Raw genomic sequence first — 19,355 nt, forward strand, 5'->3', positions numbered from 1 at the left:
TTTTCCTCAAGCCAAATTGACAACGGCGGACTCGCGAGCCCCCTGCTGTGCCGAATGTTGGAACCAGGCAAGTTGCCCGTGCAGATTCACCACTTCGCCAATCACTAATAGCGCTGGCGTCGGCGCGGCAGCTGCCAGCGCCTCGAGTTGTGCTAAGGTGCCGGTCAGCACCTGTTGATCCTGGCGCGTGCCGCGACCAATCACCGCCACTGGCGTTGACGGCGCGCGGCCGTGTTCGATCAGCCCGGCGGCAATTTCCGCCGCTTTCACCGTGCCCATGTAAATTGCCAGCGTCTGCCGCGCGCGCGCCAGCGACGGCCAGTCGATACCGTCGCCGTCGGCGCGGCAGTGACCGGTAATAAACAGCACGCTCTGGGCATAATCGCGGTGGGTTAACGGAATACCGGCATACGCGGTAGCACCCGCGGCCGCGGTGATGCCCGGCACCACCTGGAACGGAATGCCCGCCGCCTGCGCCGCCTGCAGCTCTTCGCCGCCGCGGCCAAAAATAAACGGATCGCCGCCTTTCAGGCGCACCACGCGCTTGCCCTGCTGCGCCAGCGTCACCAGCAGCTGATTGGTCTCTTCCTGCGGCACCGAATGGGCGCCGGCGCGTTTGCCGACGCAGATACGATCGGCATCGCGTCTTACCAGCTCCAGCACCTCGTCGCTGACCAGATGGTCATACAGCACCACATCGGCCAGCTGCATCACCTGCAGCCCGCGCAGCGTCAGCAAACCGCTGTCGCCCGGCCCGGCACCGACCAGCGTGATTTCACCCTGATTATCGGAGGTGTTTTCCAGTTCACGATCGAGCGTGCGGCGCGCCTCGTTGACGTTACCCGCCGCCATCTGGCTGGCAAACAGGCCATTAAAAGCCCGCTCCCAGAAGCGACGACGGTCAGACATTTTGTGGTAGCGCTGTTTGACTTTGTCGCGCCACTGACCGGCCACTTCGGCCATCTGCCCAAGATTGGCGGGCAGCAGCGCTTCGATTTTTTCACGCAGCAGACGCGCCAGCACCGGCGCGGTGCCGCTGGAGGAGATCGCCACCACCAGCGGTGAGCGGTCAACAATCGACGGGAAGATAAAGCTGCATTTCGGCTGGTCGTCGACCACATTCACCAGCTTGTGGCGCGCATTGGCGGCATCAAATACCTGCGCGTTGAGAGCGTTATCGTCGGTGGCGGCAATCACGAGGAAAACATCGTCCAGCTGCGCCGCGTCGAAGTGTTGAGCAATCCACTCGATGGCGTTAATGTCGCGCAGCGCCTGCAGTTCATGGCCGAGCTCGCGCGCGGCCACACGCACGTGCGCACCGGCACGCCGCAGCAGCTCAATTTTACGCGCAGCGATTTCGCCACCGCCGACCACCAGCACCGGACGGTTTTTGAGATCGGCAAAGAGAGGCAAGTAATCCACGTTAACCTTGTTAGTTTTACAATAAGTTAACGCGACTATACGTCCCCGCCTTCTGGCAGATGAAATTACGAATTAGCATGAGTAGTTACCAAATGGAATAACGCACCGGGATTGCTGATAACAATTTGTGCTTAACAAATGATATTGCTGGTGTTTCGGAGCGATACAAATTGTGCAGGCGGCGTCACAGTTTCATACTAACTCAGAATTTTTTTACCCTGACGGGATGTCAGAAAAGGACAACCACTATGTTTGCCACTCTCCGCCGCAGCGTGCTGGCCGCACTGATTGCCGGCGGTTTGCCTCTTTTGGCGCAGGCTGCAGCGAGCGCCCCTGGCCACTTTGCCGAACAGCAGCTGCGTCACATCGCCACCTATTTCCCCGGCCGCATGAGCGGCAGCCCCGCCGAGCTGATGACGGCAGATTATCTGCAGCAGCAGTTCACCCAGCTTGGTTATCAGAGCAATACCCGGCAGTTTAATACCAGCTATAACTGGCTGGAGAAACAGGGCATCACGCGCCGCCATAAAGTGACGGCGACCTCGGTGATCGCCGCACGCGCCGGCAGCGTGCCGCAGGAGATTCTGATCGTCACCCATCTGGATACCTGGACGCCGCTCAGCCAGCACGAGGCAGACAATAATCTCGGCGGCCTGCGTTTGCAGGGCGTGGACGATAACGCTTCCGGGCTGGGCGTGATGCTGGAGCTGGCGCAGGCGCTGAGTCAAACGCCGCTGCACTATGGCGTGCGCTTTGTGGCACTGAGCGCAGGCGAAGCCGGTTTACACGGTATGGATGATTATCTGGCGCGCATGAGCGTGCAGGAGAAGAAAGATACGCTGCTGGTGATCGATCTGAATAGCCTGATCGTTGGCGATCGCCTCTACTTTAATAACGGCATGAATACGCCAGCGGCGGTACGCAAGCAGACCAGCGCGCGCGCCCTGCAGATTGCGCACCGTTACGGCATCACGGCCGCCAGCCACGTGCTGACCGCACGCGACTACCCAGGCGTTAATCCGTTTGATAAAGCCGGGATTCCGCTGCTGGACGTTACCGCAGCCAACTGGGCGCTGGGCAATAAAGCCGGTGAGCAGCAGCGCGCGCGTTCACCGCATTTTCCGGAGGGTACGGTGCGCCACCAGACCGGGCGCGATAATCTGAATTACATCGACCACTGGCTGCCGGGGCGCATCCATCAGCGCACACGCGACAGCGTACGCATTTTGCAGCCGCTGCTGACGGAGCTGGCTAATCCGACGTTGTAAGATCTTGCCGGTTTTTGCGGGTGCGCACCGATGCACACCCGCAGCAATTGCGCCCGTCAGCCTTCGTGTAACCCGCATTCGCGTTTGAGGCCGAAAAAGCGCGTCTCTTCCTCGGCCATCCCCGGCTCCCACTTGCGTGTGGTGTGCGTATCACCCACGGACAGATAACCTTCGTCCCACAGCGGATGGTACTTCAGCCCATGCTGCTTCAGATACTGGTGCACCTGACGGTTATCCCAGTCGATGATCGGCAGGATTTTGAACACGCCACGCTGCACGGCCAGTACCGGCAGGCTGGCACGGCTGCCGGACTGATCGCGGCGCAGGCCGGCAAACCAGGTCTGCGCACCCAGCGTTTGCAGCGCGCGGTTCATCGGCTCGACTTTGTTAAGCTGGTTGTACTGCTCGATCCCTTCAACGCCCTGCTCCCACAGCTTGCCGTAGCGCGCTTCCTGCCACGCCGGTGAGGTTTCAGCGCGGAAGATCTGCAGATTCAGGTTCAGCTGCTGCGTCAGTTCATCAATGAAGCGGTAGGTCTCAGGGAACAGATAACCGGTATCGGTGAGGATCACCGGAATATCCGGGCGGTGCTGCGTGACCATGTGCAACAGCACCGCCGCCTGAATACCAAAACTCGACGACAGCACAAAGGCGCCCGGCAGCTGCTCCAGCGCCCAGCTGACGCGCTGTTCGGCAGAGAGCTTTTCCAGCTGGACGTTGCTTTCCGCCAGCGCCATGATGCGATCAACTTTGCTGCCGCTGTTCAGGCTGGCGAGATCGGGTAGTGTCATACTGCCTCCGGGTCCCAGAAATCACGGGCGGGATCGACCACCGGCTGCACAATGCCCGCGCGAATCACGAAGTCACCAAACCCTTCATCCGCCGTGCACTCGCTGGCCCAGCGCGCCACCAGCTCATCGATGCTGGCGAGGATTTCGTTTTCCGTGATGTTTTCGCGGTACATGCGCGGGATGCGCGTGCCGATGCGATTACCACCAATATGCAGGTTGTAACGGCCCGGCGCTTTGCCCACCAGGCCCAGTTCGGCCAGCATGGCACGGCCGCAACCGTTCGGACAACCGGTAACGCGTAACACTATGTGCTCTTCGCCGACGCCGTGGCGGTGCATGATCTCCTCCACTTTGCTGACGAAAGACGGCAGGAAGCGTTCGGCTTCAGCCATCGCCAGCGGACAGGTCGGGAAGGCCACGCAGGCCATGGAGTTTTCACGCTGCGGCGTGACCGCTTCCATCAGGCCGTGCTCACGCGCAATGGCTTCGATCTGCGCTTTCTGCGCCTCCGGTACGCCGGCCACAATCAGGTTCTGATTGGCGGTCAGGCGGAAATCGCCCTGATGCACTTTGGCAATCTCCGCGATACCGCGCTTCAGCGGACGGCCCGGATAATCCAGCAGGCGACCGTTTTCGATAAACAGCGTCAGGTGCCATTTCTTGTCGATGCCCTTCACCCAGCCGATGCGATCGCCACGGGTGGTAAATTCGTACGGGCGAATCGGCTCGAAGGTCAGGCCGGCACGCTTCTCGACTTCGGCTTTAAAGGTCTCGACGCCGACGCGCTCCAGCGTGTATTTGGTTTTGGCATTTTTACGATCGGTACGGTTACCCCAGTCGCGCTGCGTGGTGACCACCGCTGCAGCCACATCAAGGATCTTCTCCACTGGCAGGTAGCCAAACTCGCTGGCGGTGCGCGCATAGGTGGCTTTGTTGCCGTGCTCAATCGACAAGCCGCCGCCGACCAGCAGGTTAAAGCCAATCAGCTTGCCGTTCTCCGCAATGGCGATGAAGTTCAGATCGTTCGCATGCAGATCGACATCGTTATGCGGCGGCACCACCACGGTGGTTTTAAACTTACGTGGCAGATAGGTCTCACCGAGGATCGGCTCCTGATCGGTGGTGGCGACCTTCTCCTGATCCCACCAGATCTCGGCGTAGGCGCGCGTCTGCGGCAGCAGATGCTCGGAAAGCTTTTTCGCCCACTCGTACGCTTCCTGATGTAGCTCTGACTCCACCGGGTTCGAGGTACACAGCACGTTACGGTTGACGTCGTTGGCGGTGGCCAGCGCGTCCAGTCCGACTTCATGCAGCATCTGGTGAGTTGGCTTGACGTTCTTCTTCAGAATGCCGTGAAACTGGAACGTCTGACGGTTAGTCAGGCGAATGCTGCCATATAGCGTTTTGTCGGTGGCAAATTTATCAATCGCCAGCCACTGCGTTGGCGTGATGATGCCGCCCGGCAGACGGCAGCGCAGCATCATGGCATGACGCGGTTCCAGCTTTTGCGCGGCGCGCTCGGCACGGATGTCGCGGTCATCCTGCTGGTACATGCCGTGAAAACGGATCAGCAGGAAGTTATCGCCGGTAAAGCCGCCGGTCAGGCCATTGTCGAGATCTTCTAAAATGGTGCCGCGCAGGTAGTTGCTCTGCTTTTTCAGACGCTCGGCGTCGGAAAGTTTGCCTTCAACCACCAGCGGTCCAGGATGTTTTTCGCTCATTAGTAAACGTCTCGCTGATAACGGCGCTCAATGCGCAGCTCACTTAAAAATTCGTCAGCGGTTTCACGATCCATGCCGCCGTGTTCGACCACCACATCCAGTAATGCCTGTTCAACGTCTTTCGCCATGCGATTGGCGTCGCCGCAGACGTACAGGTGCGCGCCCTCTTCAATCCAGCGCCACACTTCCGCTCCTCTGGCGCGGATTTTATCCTGTACGTAAATCTTTTCGGCCTGATCGCGTGACCACGCCAGATCGATATGGGTCAGCAGACCGTCTTTGACATATTTCTGCCACTCCACCTGATAGAGGAAATCTTCGGTGAAGTGCGGATTACCAAAGAACAGCCAGTTTTTACCGCTGGCACCGTCGTTTTCACGCTGCTGCATGAAGGCGCGGAACGGGGCAATGCCGGTGCCCGGGCCGATCATGATCACTGGCGCATCCGGATTGGCCGGCAGGCGGAAATTATCGTTATGCTCGATGAACACGCGGATTTCGCCATCTTCTTCCAGACGATCGGCCAGCCAGGTAGAAGCGCCGCCGCCGCGCTGACGGCCGTCAATTTCATAACGCACCGCGCCGACGGTGATATGCACTTCGGTTTCGCTCTCCGCCTGCGACGAGGCGATGGAGTAAAGCCGCGGCGTCAGCGGACGCAGCAGGCCAGTCAGCTGGCCGGCGTTCAGTTCGGTGGGTGCCTGGCGCACCATGTCGACAATCGGGAAACTCTGCGCGAAGCTTTGCAGCTTCGGCTTGTCGCCCGCCAGCGCCAGCAGCGCCTCGTTGCGCGACAGAGCCGCATACTGCTCGACGATCTGCGGCGTGTTGACCGTCAGCTCAAAATGTTTCTGCAGCGCCTCGGCCAGCGGCAGGGTTTCTCCGCGCACCTCGACCTGCTCATCGCCTTTCAGCCATACCAGCTGCAGCAGCTCCTGCACCAGTTCCGCATCGTTTTCATACCATACGCCGAGCGCATCGCCTGGCTGGTAACGCAGACCGGAACCTCCCAGATCGATTTCAATATGGCGCACGTCTTTATCTGAGTTGCGACCGGTAATTTTCTGGTTCAGAGCAAAGCTGGCGGTGAGCGGCGCTTCTTTGGTGTAAGGACTGCTGTCCACCAGGTTGACGCTGCCAGCCGCGCTGGCTGCCAGCTGCGCTGCCGGTTCCGCCGGCACGCGCGCTTTGAGAATATCGGTGAGCTGCAGACGCCAGGCGCTGGCCAGCTCGCTGTATTCAACATCGGCATCCACGCGATCCAGCAGGCGTTCGCCGCCCAGTTCGGCCAGACGCTGGTCGAAGTCTTTACCGGCCTGACTGAAAAATTCATAGGAGGTATCGCCAAGACCGAACACGGCAAAGGCGGTATCACTCAGCTTCGGCGCTTTCTTCGACAGCAGGAATTTATGCAGCGCCACCGCCTCTTCCGGCGGTTCGCCCTCGCCCTGCGTTGAGGTCACGATGACCAGCAGTTTTTCCTGACCGATCTGTTTGAATTTATAGTCGCCGGCATTCACCAGGTTGACGCTCAGTTTCGCCGCCAGCAAATCGTCACGCAGCTGCTCGGCCAGCCGGCGCGCATTGCCGGTTTGGGAGGCGGAGATCAGCGTAATGCCCGGCACCTCAGCGGCGACTGGCGCAGGCGCGGCAACGGTGCCCGGTGCCTGATTAACCATGCCCCAGAAGTAGCCAGAAAGCCATGCCAGCTGCGTTGGATTAAAATCGGTGGTCGCGGCCTGTAAGCGCGCAATTTGCTCCGGGGATAGCGGAAGCATCGCTGGGGGTGCCTGAGTCGTCATCGCGTTAAAAATTCCAGTGTCAGAAATCCGTACCGGGAAGCGGCGGAAGAGTGGGTAGGTTACCGGCCTGTATATTAACGATTAAATAAGGCTTCGACATAATAAATAACCAAAATGACTAAGTGGTTTTTTGGGTCAACCTAACCAGTAAAAGTGGTAAATAAAGTTGTCGTAATTCAATCAGTTAATTTACGGCGTAAACGGCACATCAGCAGAAATGCCCTTTTCAGCGCTGGCGGGTGCGAAAAATCTGCTTTTCAGGTAGACTTCAGCGGTTTTTACGTCTGAGAGCCATTATGTCTACCACGCTGTTTAAAGAGTTCCAGTTTGAAGCGGCCCACCGCTTACCTCACGTGCCGGAAGGGCATAAATGCGGTCGTCTGCACGGCCATTCATTTCTGGTGCGACTGGAAATTACCGGTGAAGTGGATGCGCATACCGGTTGGGTAATGGATTTTGCCGAACTGAAGGCGGCGTTCAGGCCGATCTACGATCGCCTCGATCACCATTATCTCAACGATATTCCCGGTCTGGAGAACCCGACCAGCGAAGTGCTGGCGAAATGGATCTGGGATGAGATGAAGCCGATTCTGCCTGAGCTGAGTGCGGTGATGATCAAAGAGACCTGCACCGCAGGTTGCGTCTATCGCGGCTGACAGCCGCGGTAAAGGTCAGAAGGTCGCCATCAATGGCGACCCTGCGGTGCAGAGCGGTTTTACAGGGTGTGCATTGATGCGCATCGTCTACCATTGGCCAGGTCGCCATCAATGGCGACCCTACGGTGTAATGCGTTTTACAGGGTGCGCATTGATGCGCACCAGCCACAATTGCGTTGATTTTGCCGGGTGCGCATTCGGTGAATCAGGCGATGTTCAGGTATTTGTGCGTCTGCATCGAAAGCCGCCAGTTGCGGGCAATGCAGGTTTCAATACACAGTCTGGTCGCCGCCTCGCCACGGCTGATGGGCTGCAGCGCCACAATGCGTTTTTTCTCATCCTGCAGGCCAGCCAGCAGCGCATCCAGCGCTTCCACGTCCCGCTCGCGCGCCACCGGATGTTTGATCTCATCGGCACGCTGCAGCGCCTGCGGCAGCACATCGTAGCCACCCCGCATGTTCACCTTCGGCGACACCGTCACCCAGGTGGCAGCGGAACAGTGCACTTCATGCGTGCCGCTGGTTTCAATCTGACACTGAAAACCAGCCGCTTCCAGCGCTTCGGTCAGTGGACGTAAGTCAAAAATTGCCGGCTCACCGCCGGTGATCACCACATGGCGGGCGGTCCAGCCCTGACGCTGAATGCTCTCAATCAGCGTGGCCGCATCGGCGCTGCCCCAGGCATCGCTCTCCACGGTTTTGACCAGAATGTCCCCCAGCGACGTCTCCCGATCCGCCCGCGTTTCCCAGGTATGTTTGGTATCACACCAGCTACAGCCCACCGGACATCCTTGTAAGCGGATAAAGATGGCCGGCACGCCGGTGTAAAAACCTTCGCCCTGCAGCGTCTGGAACATTTCGTTAATCGGGTAGAACATTTTTTACTCACGTCAGAAATTCGAGGCGCAGATTATGGCAGATTTTGTGCGTCGCTTCACAGCTGCTTCGTGCCATAAAAAGCAAAAGCCCCGCACGAGGCGGGGCTTGATGTCAGGCGATGTGGCCGTTTAGCCACATCCGCAGGCGATTACGCCTGGCCTTTAACTTCTTTCAGACCGTTGAACGGCGCTTTGTCACCCAGCGCTTCTTCGATACGAATCAGCTGGTTGTACTTAGCAACGCGGTCAGAACGGCTCATAGAACCGGTTTTGATCTGGCCAGCGGCAGTACCGACCGCCAGGTCAGCGATGGTCGCGTCTTCAGTTTCGCCAGAGCGGTGAGAGATGACCGCGGTGTAGCCAGCGTCTTTCGCCATCTTGATCGCAGCCAGGGTTTCGGTCAGAGAACCGATCTGGTTGAATTTGATCAGGATAGAGTTAGCGATGCCTTTCTCGATGCCTTCTTTCAGGATTTTGGTGTTGGTCACGAACAGGTCGTCGCCCACCAGCTGAATTTTGTCGCCCAGTACTTTGGTCTGGTAAGCGAAGCCATTCCAGTCAGACTCATCCAGACCGTCTTCGATAGAAACGATTGGGTACTGTTTGGTCAGGTCTTCCAGGAAGTGGGTGAACTCTTCAGAAGTGAAGGCTTTGTTGCCTTCGCCAGCCAGCACATATTTGCCGTCTTTGTAGAATTCAGATGCTGCGCAGTCCATCGCCAGGGTGATGTCTTTGCCCAGCTCGTAGCCTGCTGCTTTAACGGCTTCGGCGATAACGGCCAGCGCTTCGGCGTTTGAACCCAGGTTTGGCGCGTAGCCACCTTCGTCACCCACCGCGGTGTTCATGCCTTTGGCTTTCAGGACTTTAGCCAGGTGATGGAACACTTCAGAACCCATACGGATGGCTTCTTTCACGGTTTTCGCGCCAACCGGCTGAATCATGAACTCCTGGATATCAACGTTGTTATCCGCGTGCTCACCACCGTTGATGATGTTCATCATTGGCAGTGGCATAGAGTATTTGCCCGGGGTGCCGTTCAGTTCTGCAATGTGTGCGTACAGTGGCAGACCTTTAGACGCCGCTGCTGCTTTCGCTGCTGCCAGAGAAACCGCCAGAATGGCGTTTGCACCGAAGTTGGATTTGTTGTCAGTACCGTCCAGCTCGATCATGATCTTATCGATGTTCGCCTGGTCTTTGGCATCTTTGCCTTTTACCGCGTCAGCGATTGGGCCGTTAACCGCAGCAACCGCTTTGGTTACGCCTTTGCCCAGGAAACGAGACTTATCACCGTCACGCAGCTCCAGTGCTTCGCGTGAACCGGTTGATGCACCTGATGGCGCAGCAGCCAGACCAACGAAACCGCCTTCCAGATGCACTTCTGCTTCTACAGTCGGGTTGCCACGGGAGTCGATGATTTCGCGACCGATGACTTTAACGATTTTGGACATTCGATTTTCCTCAGTACAAGTTAGTCAATCCTAAGACAAACAACGCGCGAAAAGTTCGCGCGCTGTTCGTTAAACTCTTACTTCGCTAAACGCTTCTGGTGCTCCTGCGCGGCTTTCACAAAGCCAGCGAACAGCGGATGACCATCACGCGGGGTCGACGTGAATTCCGGGTGGAACTGGCAGGCTACAAACCATGGATGATTCGGGATCTCGATGATCTCCACCAGTTGATCGTCGCCGGAACGGCCTGCAATGTGCAGACCCGCCGCTTCAATCTGCTTCAGCAGCAGATTGTTTACTTCGTAACGGTGGCGATGACGCTCAGTAATGACGTCAGAGCCGTACAGCTGGCGCACTTTGCTTTCCGGCGTCAGCTGGCACTGCTGGCTTCCCAGACGCATGGTGCCGCCCAGATCGCTCTGCTCGGTACGCTGTTCAACGTTACCGTTTTCATCGCGCCATTCGGTGATTAACGCAACCACCGGGTACTTACAGTCTGGCACAAATTCAGTGGAGTTGGCGCCTTCCATCCCGGCCACGTTGCGCGCGAATTCCATCAGCGCAATCTGCATGCCAAGGCAAATGCCGAGGTACGGAATGTTGTTTTCACGCGCGTATTGCGCGGTCAGCAATTTCCCTTCCACACCGCGGTAACCGAAGCCACCAGGAATCAGGATAGCATCAAGATCTTTCAGAATTTCGACGCCGCGCGTTTCCACATCCTGCGAATCGATCAGCTTGATGTTAACGGTGACGCGATTTTTCAGGCCGCCGTGCTTCAGCGCTTCAATCACGGATTTGTAGGCATCCGGCAGTTCGACATATTTGCCGACCATACCGATGGTCACTTCGCCGCCCGGATTGGCTTCTTCGTAAATCACCTGCTCCCACTCGGCCAGATTGGCTTCCGGCGCGCTCAGGTTAAAACGCTTGCAGATGTAATCATCCAGACCCTGCGATTTCAGCAGGCCCGGGATCTTGTAGATCGAATCTACGTCTTTCAGCGAGATAACCGCTTTTTCCGGCACGTTACAGAACAGGGCGATCTTCGCGCGCTCGTTAGCCGGCACCGCGCGGTCTGAACGGCAAATCAGCACGTCAGGCTGAATACCAATCGACAGCAGCTCTTTAACCGAGTGCTGAGTTGGCTTGGTTTTCACTTCACCCGCCGCCGCCATGTAAGGCACCAGCGTCAGGTGCATATACATGGTGTGTTCACGGCCAACATCGACCGCCATCTGGCGAATCGCTTCCAGGAACGGCAGGGATTCGATATCACCCACGGTTCCGCCGATTTCCACCAGCACGACGTCATGCCCTTCGCCACCTTCAATGATGCGCTCTTTGATGGCGTTGGTGATGTGTGGGATAACCTGAATGGTCGCGCCCAGATAGTCGCCGCGACGCTCTTTGCGCAGCACTTCTGAGTAGATACGGCCGGTAGTAAAGTTGTTGCGGCGCGACATTTTGGTACGGATGAAGCGCTCGTAGTGACCTAAATCCAGATCGGTCTCGGCCCCGTCATCGGTGACGAACACTTCACCGTGCTGCGTAGGGCTCATGGTACCCGGATCGACGTTGATATACGGATCGAGTTTCATGATGGTCACATTCAGACCACGTGCTTCAAGGATGGCTGCGAGGGAGGCTGCGGCAATGCCTTTGCCCAGAGAGGAAACGACCCCGCCGGTCACAAAAATATAATTCGTTGTCATGCTGAACCTGAGAGTTTAGGTTTAAAGACGGTGGAATAACCAGGACGGGAAAACAGTATACCCGAAGTCGTCCGCAGCCACAATTGATGAATCACACCATCCTCCTCGCATTACAGCCTGTAACATAGCGGAGAGTGCCGGGTGAAATGTTGACGTACGTCACAAAGTTGCCGACTGGCTGAATCGAGTAAGCTCAGGCGGTGATTTTATGCGCAGCGCTGGAATAATCACCTGCGCTGCGCAGAGAGGCTGAATAAGGTTATTCGCCGGCTTTGACCTGCTGCCAGGCGGCTTCCATCTGCGCCAGCGTAGCCTGTTCCATGCTCAGCCCCTGGGCCTGAATAATATTCTCTACCTGACGGAAGCGGCGCTCGAACTTGTCGTTGGCCTTTTGCAGCGCGGTTTCCGCTTTGCTGCCAAGATGGCGTGACAGATTGACGGTGGCGAACAGCAGATCGCCAATCTCCTCTTCCAGCTTGTCGCTGTCCACCACCGCCTGCTGCGCTTCATGCATTACTTCGTCGATCTCTTCATGCACTTTATCCAGCACCGGCCCGAGGCTGTCCCAGTCGAAGCCTACGCTGTGACAGCGCTTCTGGATTTTATAGGCGCGCATCAGCGCCGGCAGCGCTTTAGGGATATCGTCCAGCACCGAGTGCTGCGACTTCTCCGCACGCTCGCGCTGCTTGATCGCTTCCCAGTTTTTCAGCACTTCAGCCGTGGAATCGACCTGGACTTCGCCGAAGATGTGCGGATGGCGACGCTCCAGTTTGTCACTGATGGCGTTGCAGATGTCATCGAAGTTGAAACGCTGCTGCTCCTCGGCCATGCGGGCGTAGAACACCACCTGAAACAGCAGATCGCCCAGTTCGCCGCGCAGATCGTCAAAGTCTTCGCGCTGGATGGCGTCGATAACTTCATAGGTCTCTTCCAGCGTATACGGCGCGATAGAGGCAAAGGTCTGCTGGCGATCCCACGGGCAGCCGCGCAGCGGATCGCGCAGGGTTTGCATGATGGTGAGCAGGCGGTTTAAAGCAGTCATGAAAGTCCCCGGAACAACAAGATAAAAAGCCGCCATTAATGGCGACCCTGCAGGGTAATTACGCGGTTTTGCCCGGGTGCGCATTGCTGCGCACCGGTCTCAGCAGGGCTTAATGTAAGCGGCGCGCATCGATAATATCCGGCACCTGATTAAGGCGCGCCAGCACGCGACCCAGCACCTGCTGGTTATAAATCTCGATATCCATATCAATGGTGGCGAGCTGCTTTTTGGTGTCGCTGCGGCTGGACACGCCCAGCACGTTGACCTTTTCATTGGCCAGAATGGTGGTGATGTCGCGCAGCAGCCCGCTGCGATCGTTGGCCGTCACGCGTACCACCAGCGAATAACCGCTGGAGTAACTTTCGCCCCACACCGCATCGACAATGCGTTCCGGCGCATGCGAAATCAGTTCGCTGAGCTGATCGCAGTCGGCGCGGTGAATCGAAATGCCGCGCCCCTGGGTAATAAACCCGACAATATCATCGCCCGGAATCGGCTGGCAGCAGCGCGCAATGTGGTGCAGCAGATTGCCGACGCCCTCCACCACCACGCGGCCACTCTCTTTGCGCGCCGACGACGGCTGATGCGATTTCTGCGTCAGCTGACGCAGCGCCTCGCGATCTTCCTCTTCAGCGCTCGGCTTGTTGAGCTTCGCCTGCAGGAAGTTAACCATCTGGTTAAGACGGATATCCCCGCCGCCAATCATCGCCAGCAGCTCATCCTGCGAGCTGACGTTATAACGCGGCAGCAGCAGCTTCTCGGCTTCGCGCATGCTGATATCCAGCTGACCGAGCTCGCTATCCAGAATCTGCCGGCCGGCCGCGATATTTTTGTCGCGATCCTGTTTACGGAACCAGGCATGAATCTTCGAGCGCCCGCGGCTGGTGGTGATATAGCCGAGGTTGGGGTTCAGCCAGTCGCGGCTCGGGTTCGGCTGCTTCTGGGTGATCACCTCAATCTGATCGCCCATCTGCAGTTGATAGGTAAAGGGCACGATACGGCCGCCGATTTTGGCACCGATGCAGCGATGACCAATATCACTGTGAATGTGGTAGGCAAAGTCGAGCGGCGTGGAACCGGCCGGCAAATCGACCACGTCGCCCTTTGGCGTAAACACGTAAACGCGGTCATCAAATACCTGGCTGCGCACCTCTTCCAGCATCTCGCCGGAATCCGCCATCTCTTCCTGCCAGGTAATCAGTTTACGCAGCCAGGCTATGCGCTCTTCGTGCCCTGCGGCACCGCGCGCGTTGCTGGCCGTCGGCCCTTCTTTGTACTTCCAGTGTGCCGCGACGCCCAGTTCAGCGTCCTCGTGCATCTGGCGGGTACGGATCTGAATCTCGACCGTTTTGCCCTGCGGTCCCAGCACCACGGTATGAATCGACTGATAGCCGTTTGGCTTGGGATTGGCGACGTAATCGTCGAACTCGCTAGGCAGATGACGATACAGCGTGTGGACGGTGCCGAGCGCGCCGTAGCAGTCCTGCAGGCGTTCAGCGACGATGCGCACTGCGCGCACGTCGAACAGCTCATCAAAAGCCAGCGACTTCTTCTGCATTTTGCGCCAGATGCTGTAGATATGCTTGGGGCGGCCGTAAACTTCTGCGCGCACGCCCTCTTTTTGCATCTCTTTACGCAGGTTATCGACGAAGTTATCAATGTATTGTTCACGATCGATGCGGCGTTCGTGCAGCAGTTTGGCGATGCGTTTGTATTCGTCAGGATGCAGGTAGCGGAAGCAGTAATCTTCCAGCTCCCATTTGAGCTGGCCGATACCGAGACGGTTGGCCAGCGGCGCATAAATGTTGGTGCTCTCTTTCGCCGCCAGCACGCGCTCATCTTCCGGCGCATCTTTCATCTCGCGCAGGTGGGCAATACGTTCTGCCAGCTTGATAACCACGCAGCGGAAATCTTCCACCATCGCCAGCAGCATGCGGCGCACGTTATCCACCTGCTCCGAGGCCATCGAGTCGTTGTGAATGGCTTTCAGCTGGCGGATGGCATCCATATCGCGCACGCCGTGCACCAGCGAGACGATACTTTTGCCAAAGGCCTTCTCCAGATCCTCTTCGCTCACCACGCCCGCATTGGCCAGCGGGAACAGCAGCGCGGCACGCAGACTGTCGATGTCCATACTGAGCATGGTGAGAATTTCCACCATCTCAATACCGCGCCACAGCAGCAGAGCCTGATCTGGATGGTCGTGCGTTTCGGCTTCACAGTAGCGCCATGTTTCCGCCAGTCGTTCGCAGGATTGCGGATTACTGATACTCAAGCTGGCGATCCACTGGTCAAGGGCAAATTCCCCGGCCGTATTTAAATGCGCACTTCTAACCGCAACCATATCCTCTCCTGCCACAGCGACTTAAACATCGCTTATGTTTTGCTAAACAGCACCATGGATTCGAGATGGCTGGTATGAGGGAACATATCCAGCATCGCGACCCTTTCCAGATGGTAGCCCGCCGACAGTAATGTCTGACTGTCGCGGGCAAGTGTTGTCGGGTTACAGGAAACATAGACCACGCGTTGCGGCGCAAGTTTAACGATATGCGACATCACGCCCGCGGCCCCGGCACGCGCCGGATCCAGTAACACCTTATTAAATCCCTGCGCCGCCCAGGGCTGGCGCGAGACATCTTCCTCTAAATTGTGCTGGAAGAAGCAGACATTTCTGAGATTGTTAAGCTGAGCATTATACTCTGCCTGGCGCACTAATGCTGCAACGCCCTCCACACCCACCGCATTTTGTACGAACTTTCCTAGCGGCAATGTGAAGTTGCCCATGCCACAGAACAGATCGAGCACCCGATCGTCCGGCTGCAGATCCAGCCAGGCAATCGCCTGTGCCACCATCTGCTGATTCACGCCATCGTTGACCTGTATGAAATCCTGCGGGCTAAAGGTTAGCTGCAAATCAAACGAGCGGTAGTAAGGCTGCTCGGCACCGAGCGCCTGCAGCGCGTCACTGCCGTCCGCCAGCCAGATCATCAGCCGGTGCTCATGCGAAAAACGTTCCAGTTTTGTCCGGTCCGCAGCGGAGAGCGCATCAAGATGGCGCAGCACCATTAGCGGACCGTTATCCGCCAGCACCAGTTCCACATGCCCCAGCCGTTTCACTGCGTGCAAACTGCTGAGACAGTGGTGCAGCGGCTGCAGCAGCGCCTCAAGCTCGGGCACCAAAACGGGGCATTGCGTCACATCAATCAGATCGTTACTGCCCGCCTGACGGAAGCCCATCTGCAGGCGCTGCTGCTTCGGCAGCCACTGCAAACCGAGACGCGCGCGCCGGCGATAGCCCCAGGGCGCAGCGCTGATGATCTCATCCACCTGCACCGGCAGCGCCGCTTCCTGACTCAGCATGCGGCCCAGCGCCCGCGCTTTGCTCTCCTGCTGCAGCGCCACGGACACGTGCTGCTGCTGGCAGCCGCCGCACACGCCGAAATGGATGCAGCGCGGTTGCTGGCGCTGCGGGCTCGGTTGTGTAATCTTTTTGGCTTTGCCGCGCGCAAACTGACGCTTATCTTCGGTCAGGATCACCTCGGCCTGTTCGCCGGGCAGCGCGCCGCTGACAAACAGCGTTTTACCGTTATGGCGCGCCACGCCCTGACCAAAGGGATCGAGCTCGTCAATGGTGACGCTGAGACGTTGCTTCGTCGTCACGCGCTGTTTTGCGAAGTAAAATTGCGCCATAGTGTTGTGAATTCTCAGTTTTCATTAGGTGTGCAGCCGTACGCGGTTTTTGCACAGGGATAAAATGCCAGGAGTCGCCAGGCCACAATTATGACCAAATACAGCCTGCGGGCGCGAATGATGATTCTGATACTGGCGCCGACGCTGATGATTGGCCTGCTGCTCAGTACCTTCTTCGTGGTGCACCGCTACAACGAACTGCAGCACCAGGTGCGCGATGCCGGCGCTAACATTATCGAACCGCTGGCGGTGTCGAGCGAGTACGGCATGACGTGGCATAATCGTGATGCGATTCGCGAGCTGGTCAGCCTGCTGCATCGCCGTCATTCCGATATTGTCCGTGCCATTACGGTTTTCGACAACAACAATCACATCTACGTCAGCTCCAATAACAACCAGAACCTCGCGCTGCTGCAAAAAGCCGATATTTCCACGCTGGCGGATGGCGTGTCGGTGGAGCGACACGGCAACCTGATGGTGCTGCGCACGCCGATTATCTCTGAACGCTATTCGGTGGACGAACTGCCGGGTGAAGACGCCAAGCCGGCAGGCAATCCGCTGGGTTATGTGGCGATTGAGCTGGATCTGCAGTCGGTGCGGCTGGAACAGTACAAAGAGGTGTTTGTCGCCACTCTGCTGCTGCTGTTCTGCCTGTGTATCGCCATGCTGTTTGCCTATCGACTGATGCGCGACGTCACTGGCCCGATTCGCAATATGGTTACCACCGTGGACCGCATCCGGCGTGGCCAGCTCGACAGCCGCGTGGATGGCTACATGCTGGGCGAGCTGAGCATCCTGAAAAACGGCATCAACGCCATGGCGATGTCGCTCACTGCCTACCATGAAGAGATGCAGCAGAACATCGATCAGGCAACCTACGATCTGCGCGAAACGCTGGAGCAGCTGGAGATTCAGAACGTCGAACTGGACCTGGCGAAAAAGCGCGCCCAGGAAGCGGCACGCATCAAGTCGGAGTTTCTCGCCAATATGTCGCACGAGCTGCGCACGCCGCTCAATGGCGTGATTGGCTTTACCCGCCAGATGCTGAAAACCGGGCTGAGCACCAACCAGCGTGATTACATGAGCACCATTGAGCGCTCGGCCAATAACCTGCTGAGCATCATTAACGACGTGCTCGATTTCTCCAAACTGGAAGCTGGTAAGCTGGTGCTGGAGTCGATCCCGTTCCCGCTGCGCGCCACGCTGGATGAAACGCTGGTGCTGCTGGCGCCGTCCGCGCATGAGAAAGGCCTCGAGATCACCGTGTGCCTGGAGAAACAGGTGCCGGATAATGTGATTGGCGATCCGCTGCGTCTGCAGCAAATTCTGATCAACCTGATTGGCAACGCCATCAAATTCACCGAGCGCGGCCACATTGATCTGCGCGTCGAGCTGCGTCATCTCAGCATCACGCGGGCGGAACTGGAGATTCAGGTGCACGATACCGGCATCGGTATCTCTGAGCAGCAGCAGTCGCAGCTGTTCCAGGCATTTCGTCAGGCGGATGCCAGTATTTCGCGCCGTCACGGCGGTACCGGTCTTGGCCTGGTGATTACGCAGAAACTGGTGCACGAAATGGGCGGTGAGATCGCCTTCCACAGCCGGCAGAATCAGGGCTCCACCTTCTGGGTACAGGTACATCTGGATCTCAACCCTAATGCACCGGCGATTCCACGCATGCTGGACGATCTGCACGCCACGCCGCTGGCTTATATCGAACCCCACCCGGCGGTGGCGAAAGCGGTTCAGGAGATGCTGAGCATTACGCCTTTGCAGGTGCAGCACTTTGCCAGCCTTGACGATCTGCCCGACGCCCACTTCCCGCTGCTGCTGATGGGGCTGCCGGTCAGCGATCCGCATCCGGCTACGCTGTCCGATGCGCTGATTGCCCGCCTGCGCGCACACGCCGACTCCGTGCTGCTGGCGCTGCCAAGTGAAATGATGCTGTTCGCCGATGATTTGCGCGCGCGCGGTATCGCCGGCTGCATTGCCAAACCGGTGTCGCTGACGCGATTGCTGCCGATGCTGCTCGATCTCAACATGCGTCACAGCGACGCCGCCCCGCGCGGCGTAAGACAGCCGCTGACGGTGATGGCAGTGGATGATAATCCGGCCAACCTGAAGCTGATCGGCGCATTGCTGGAGGAGCAGGTCCAGAACATCATTCTGTGCGACAACGCCAGTCAGGCGATTCATCAGGCGCGGCAGCAGCGGCTGGACGTGATTCTGATGGATATTCAGATGCCGGACATCGACGGCATCCGCGCCAGCGAGATCATCCGCAGCCTGCCACAGCACGCCAGCACGCCGATTGTCGCGGTCACGGCGCATGCGCTGGATGGCGAACGCGAGCAGCTGATCGCCGCTGGCATGAATGACTATCTCGCCAAACCGATTGATGAGGACAAGCTGAAGCAGCTGCTGCAGCGCTATGCGCCGGGCAGCGTGGCGAGCGCGGTGCGACAACCGGCGATCGCGCCCTCACTCGACTGGGCGCTGGCGCTGCGTCAGGCGGCGAATAAAACCGAGCTGGCGCGCGATCTGCTGCAGATGCTGCTGGATTTTCTGCCGGAAGTGGAGCAGCGCGTGGCGCAGTGTATGGCGCAGAATGACGTCGATGGGCTGCGCGAGATTATTCATAAGCTGCACGGCAGCGCCAGCTACAGCGGCGTGCCGCGGCTGAAACAGCTGTGTCAGCAGCTGGAGAAGAGTCTGCATCAGGAGAGCGATATCGCAGCGCTGGAACCAGAGCTGCTGGAGCTGAGCGACGAGATGGCGAATGTGGCGCGCGAAGCGCGTCAGGTGCTGGGCGTGGTGTAGTGAGGGTTGTGGGATGTGCGTTCTGGGTTGTGCGCTGGGCCCTCACCCTAACCCTCTCCCGGCGGGAGAGGGAACCGTGCGGTGCGATGAAGAGGAACAG

General features: G+C 58.1%; 13 protein-coding genes. 3 read left to right on the forward strand and 10 right to left on the reverse strand.

Annotated features, from left to right (window positions below; genetic code table 11):
• Positions 1-6: 6 nt before the first annotated feature.
• Positions 7-1,422: a siroheme synthase CysG gene (cysG, locus tag KOL70_RS19995; protein ID WP_021507355.1), complete on the reverse strand. Its 1,416-nt coding sequence runs from the start codon at positions 1,420-1,422 to the stop codon at positions 7-9.
• Between the two features lie 248 nt (positions 1,423-1,670).
• On the opposite strand from cysG, the gene KOL70_RS20000 reads away from it, so the two are divergent.
• Positions 1,671-2,690, forward strand: coding sequence for an aminopeptidase (locus KOL70_RS20000; RefSeq protein ID WP_058780265.1), 1,020 nt, complete (start codon positions 1,671-1,673; stop codon positions 2,688-2,690).
• A gap of 56 nt (positions 2,691-2,746) precedes the next feature.
• On the opposite strand, the gene KOL70_RS20005 is transcribed toward KOL70_RS20000, so the two are convergent.
• The 3 genes from KOL70_RS20005 to cysJ are packed head-to-tail and all read right to left on the reverse strand — an operon-like array spanning position 2,747 to position 7,004.
• Positions 2,747-3,481 (reverse strand): phosphoadenylyl-sulfate reductase, encoded by a 735-nt coding sequence (locus KOL70_RS20005; protein WP_215481458.1) that lies wholly within the window; start codon positions 3,479-3,481, stop codon positions 2,747-2,749.
• Complete coding sequence (cysI, locus tag KOL70_RS20010) at positions 3,478-5,202, reverse strand: assimilatory sulfite reductase (NADPH) hemoprotein subunit (protein ID WP_215481459.1); 1,725 nt, start codon at positions 5,200-5,202, stop codon at positions 3,478-3,480. Before cysI ends, KOL70_RS20005 begins: the two co-directional genes overlap by 4 nt.
• A complete protein-coding gene (gene cysJ, locus KOL70_RS20015; RefSeq protein WP_215481460.1) occupies positions 5,202-7,004 on the reverse strand; it encodes an NADPH-dependent assimilatory sulfite reductase flavoprotein subunit in 1,803 nt (600 codons plus the stop codon). The genes cysI and cysJ overlap by 1 nt, the downstream gene beginning before the upstream one ends.
• Before the next feature lie 293 nt (positions 7,005-7,297).
• On the opposite strand from cysJ, the gene queD reads away from it, so the two are divergent.
• Positions 7,298-7,660: a 6-carboxytetrahydropterin synthase QueD gene (gene queD, locus KOL70_RS20020; RefSeq protein WP_176428100.1), complete on the forward strand. Its 363-nt coding sequence runs from the start codon at positions 7,298-7,300 to the stop codon at positions 7,658-7,660.
• 205 nt (positions 7,661-7,865) lie between these two features.
• Here the strand turns inward: queD and queE are convergent, their stop codons facing one another.
• From queE to rlmD, 6 genes are all read right to left on the reverse strand, one after another.
• On the reverse strand, positions 7,866-8,537 hold the full coding sequence (gene queE / locus KOL70_RS20025) for a 7-carboxy-7-deazaguanine synthase QueE (protein ID WP_021507361.1): 672 nt from the start codon (positions 8,535-8,537) through the stop codon (positions 7,866-7,868).
• Between the two features lie 149 nt (positions 8,538-8,686).
• Positions 8,687-9,985, reverse strand: coding sequence for a phosphopyruvate hydratase (gene eno / locus KOL70_RS20030; protein ID WP_021507362.1), 1,299 nt, complete (start codon positions 9,983-9,985; stop codon positions 8,687-8,689).
• Between the two features lie 77 nt (positions 9,986-10,062).
• Positions 10,063-11,700: a glutamine hydrolyzing CTP synthase gene (gene pyrG / locus KOL70_RS20035; protein ID WP_021507363.1), complete on the reverse strand. Its 1,638-nt coding sequence runs from the start codon at positions 11,698-11,700 to the stop codon at positions 10,063-10,065.
• A gap of 259 nt (positions 11,701-11,959) precedes the next feature.
• Positions 11,960-12,742 (reverse strand): nucleoside triphosphate pyrophosphohydrolase, encoded by a 783-nt coding sequence (gene mazG / locus KOL70_RS20040; protein WP_215481461.1) that lies wholly within the window; start codon positions 12,740-12,742, stop codon positions 11,960-11,962.
• Between the two features lie 109 nt (positions 12,743-12,851).
• On the reverse strand, positions 12,852-15,086 hold the full coding sequence (relA, locus tag KOL70_RS20045) for a GTP diphosphokinase (RefSeq protein ID WP_021507365.1): 2,235 nt from the start codon (positions 15,084-15,086) through the stop codon (positions 12,852-12,854).
• 32 nt (positions 15,087-15,118) lie between these two features.
• On the reverse strand, positions 15,119-16,435 hold the full coding sequence (gene rlmD / locus KOL70_RS20050) for a 23S rRNA (uracil(1939)-C(5))-methyltransferase RlmD (protein ID WP_215481462.1): 1,317 nt from the start codon (positions 16,433-16,435) through the stop codon (positions 15,119-15,121).
• 90 nt (positions 16,436-16,525) lie between these two features.
• Here rlmD and barA point away from each other — a divergent pair, with 90 nt between their 5' ends.
• Positions 16,526-19,255, forward strand: coding sequence for a two-component sensor histidine kinase BarA (gene barA, locus KOL70_RS20055; protein ID WP_215481463.1), 2,730 nt, complete (start codon positions 16,526-16,528; stop codon positions 19,253-19,255).
• The last annotated feature ends 100 nt before the right edge of the window (positions 19,256-19,355 follow it).

The sequence above is a fragment of the Pantoea sp. B270 genome (assembly GCF_018726825.1).
Classification (GTDB): Bacteria; Pseudomonadota; Gammaproteobacteria; order Enterobacterales; family Enterobacteriaceae; genus Pantoea; species Pantoea dispersa.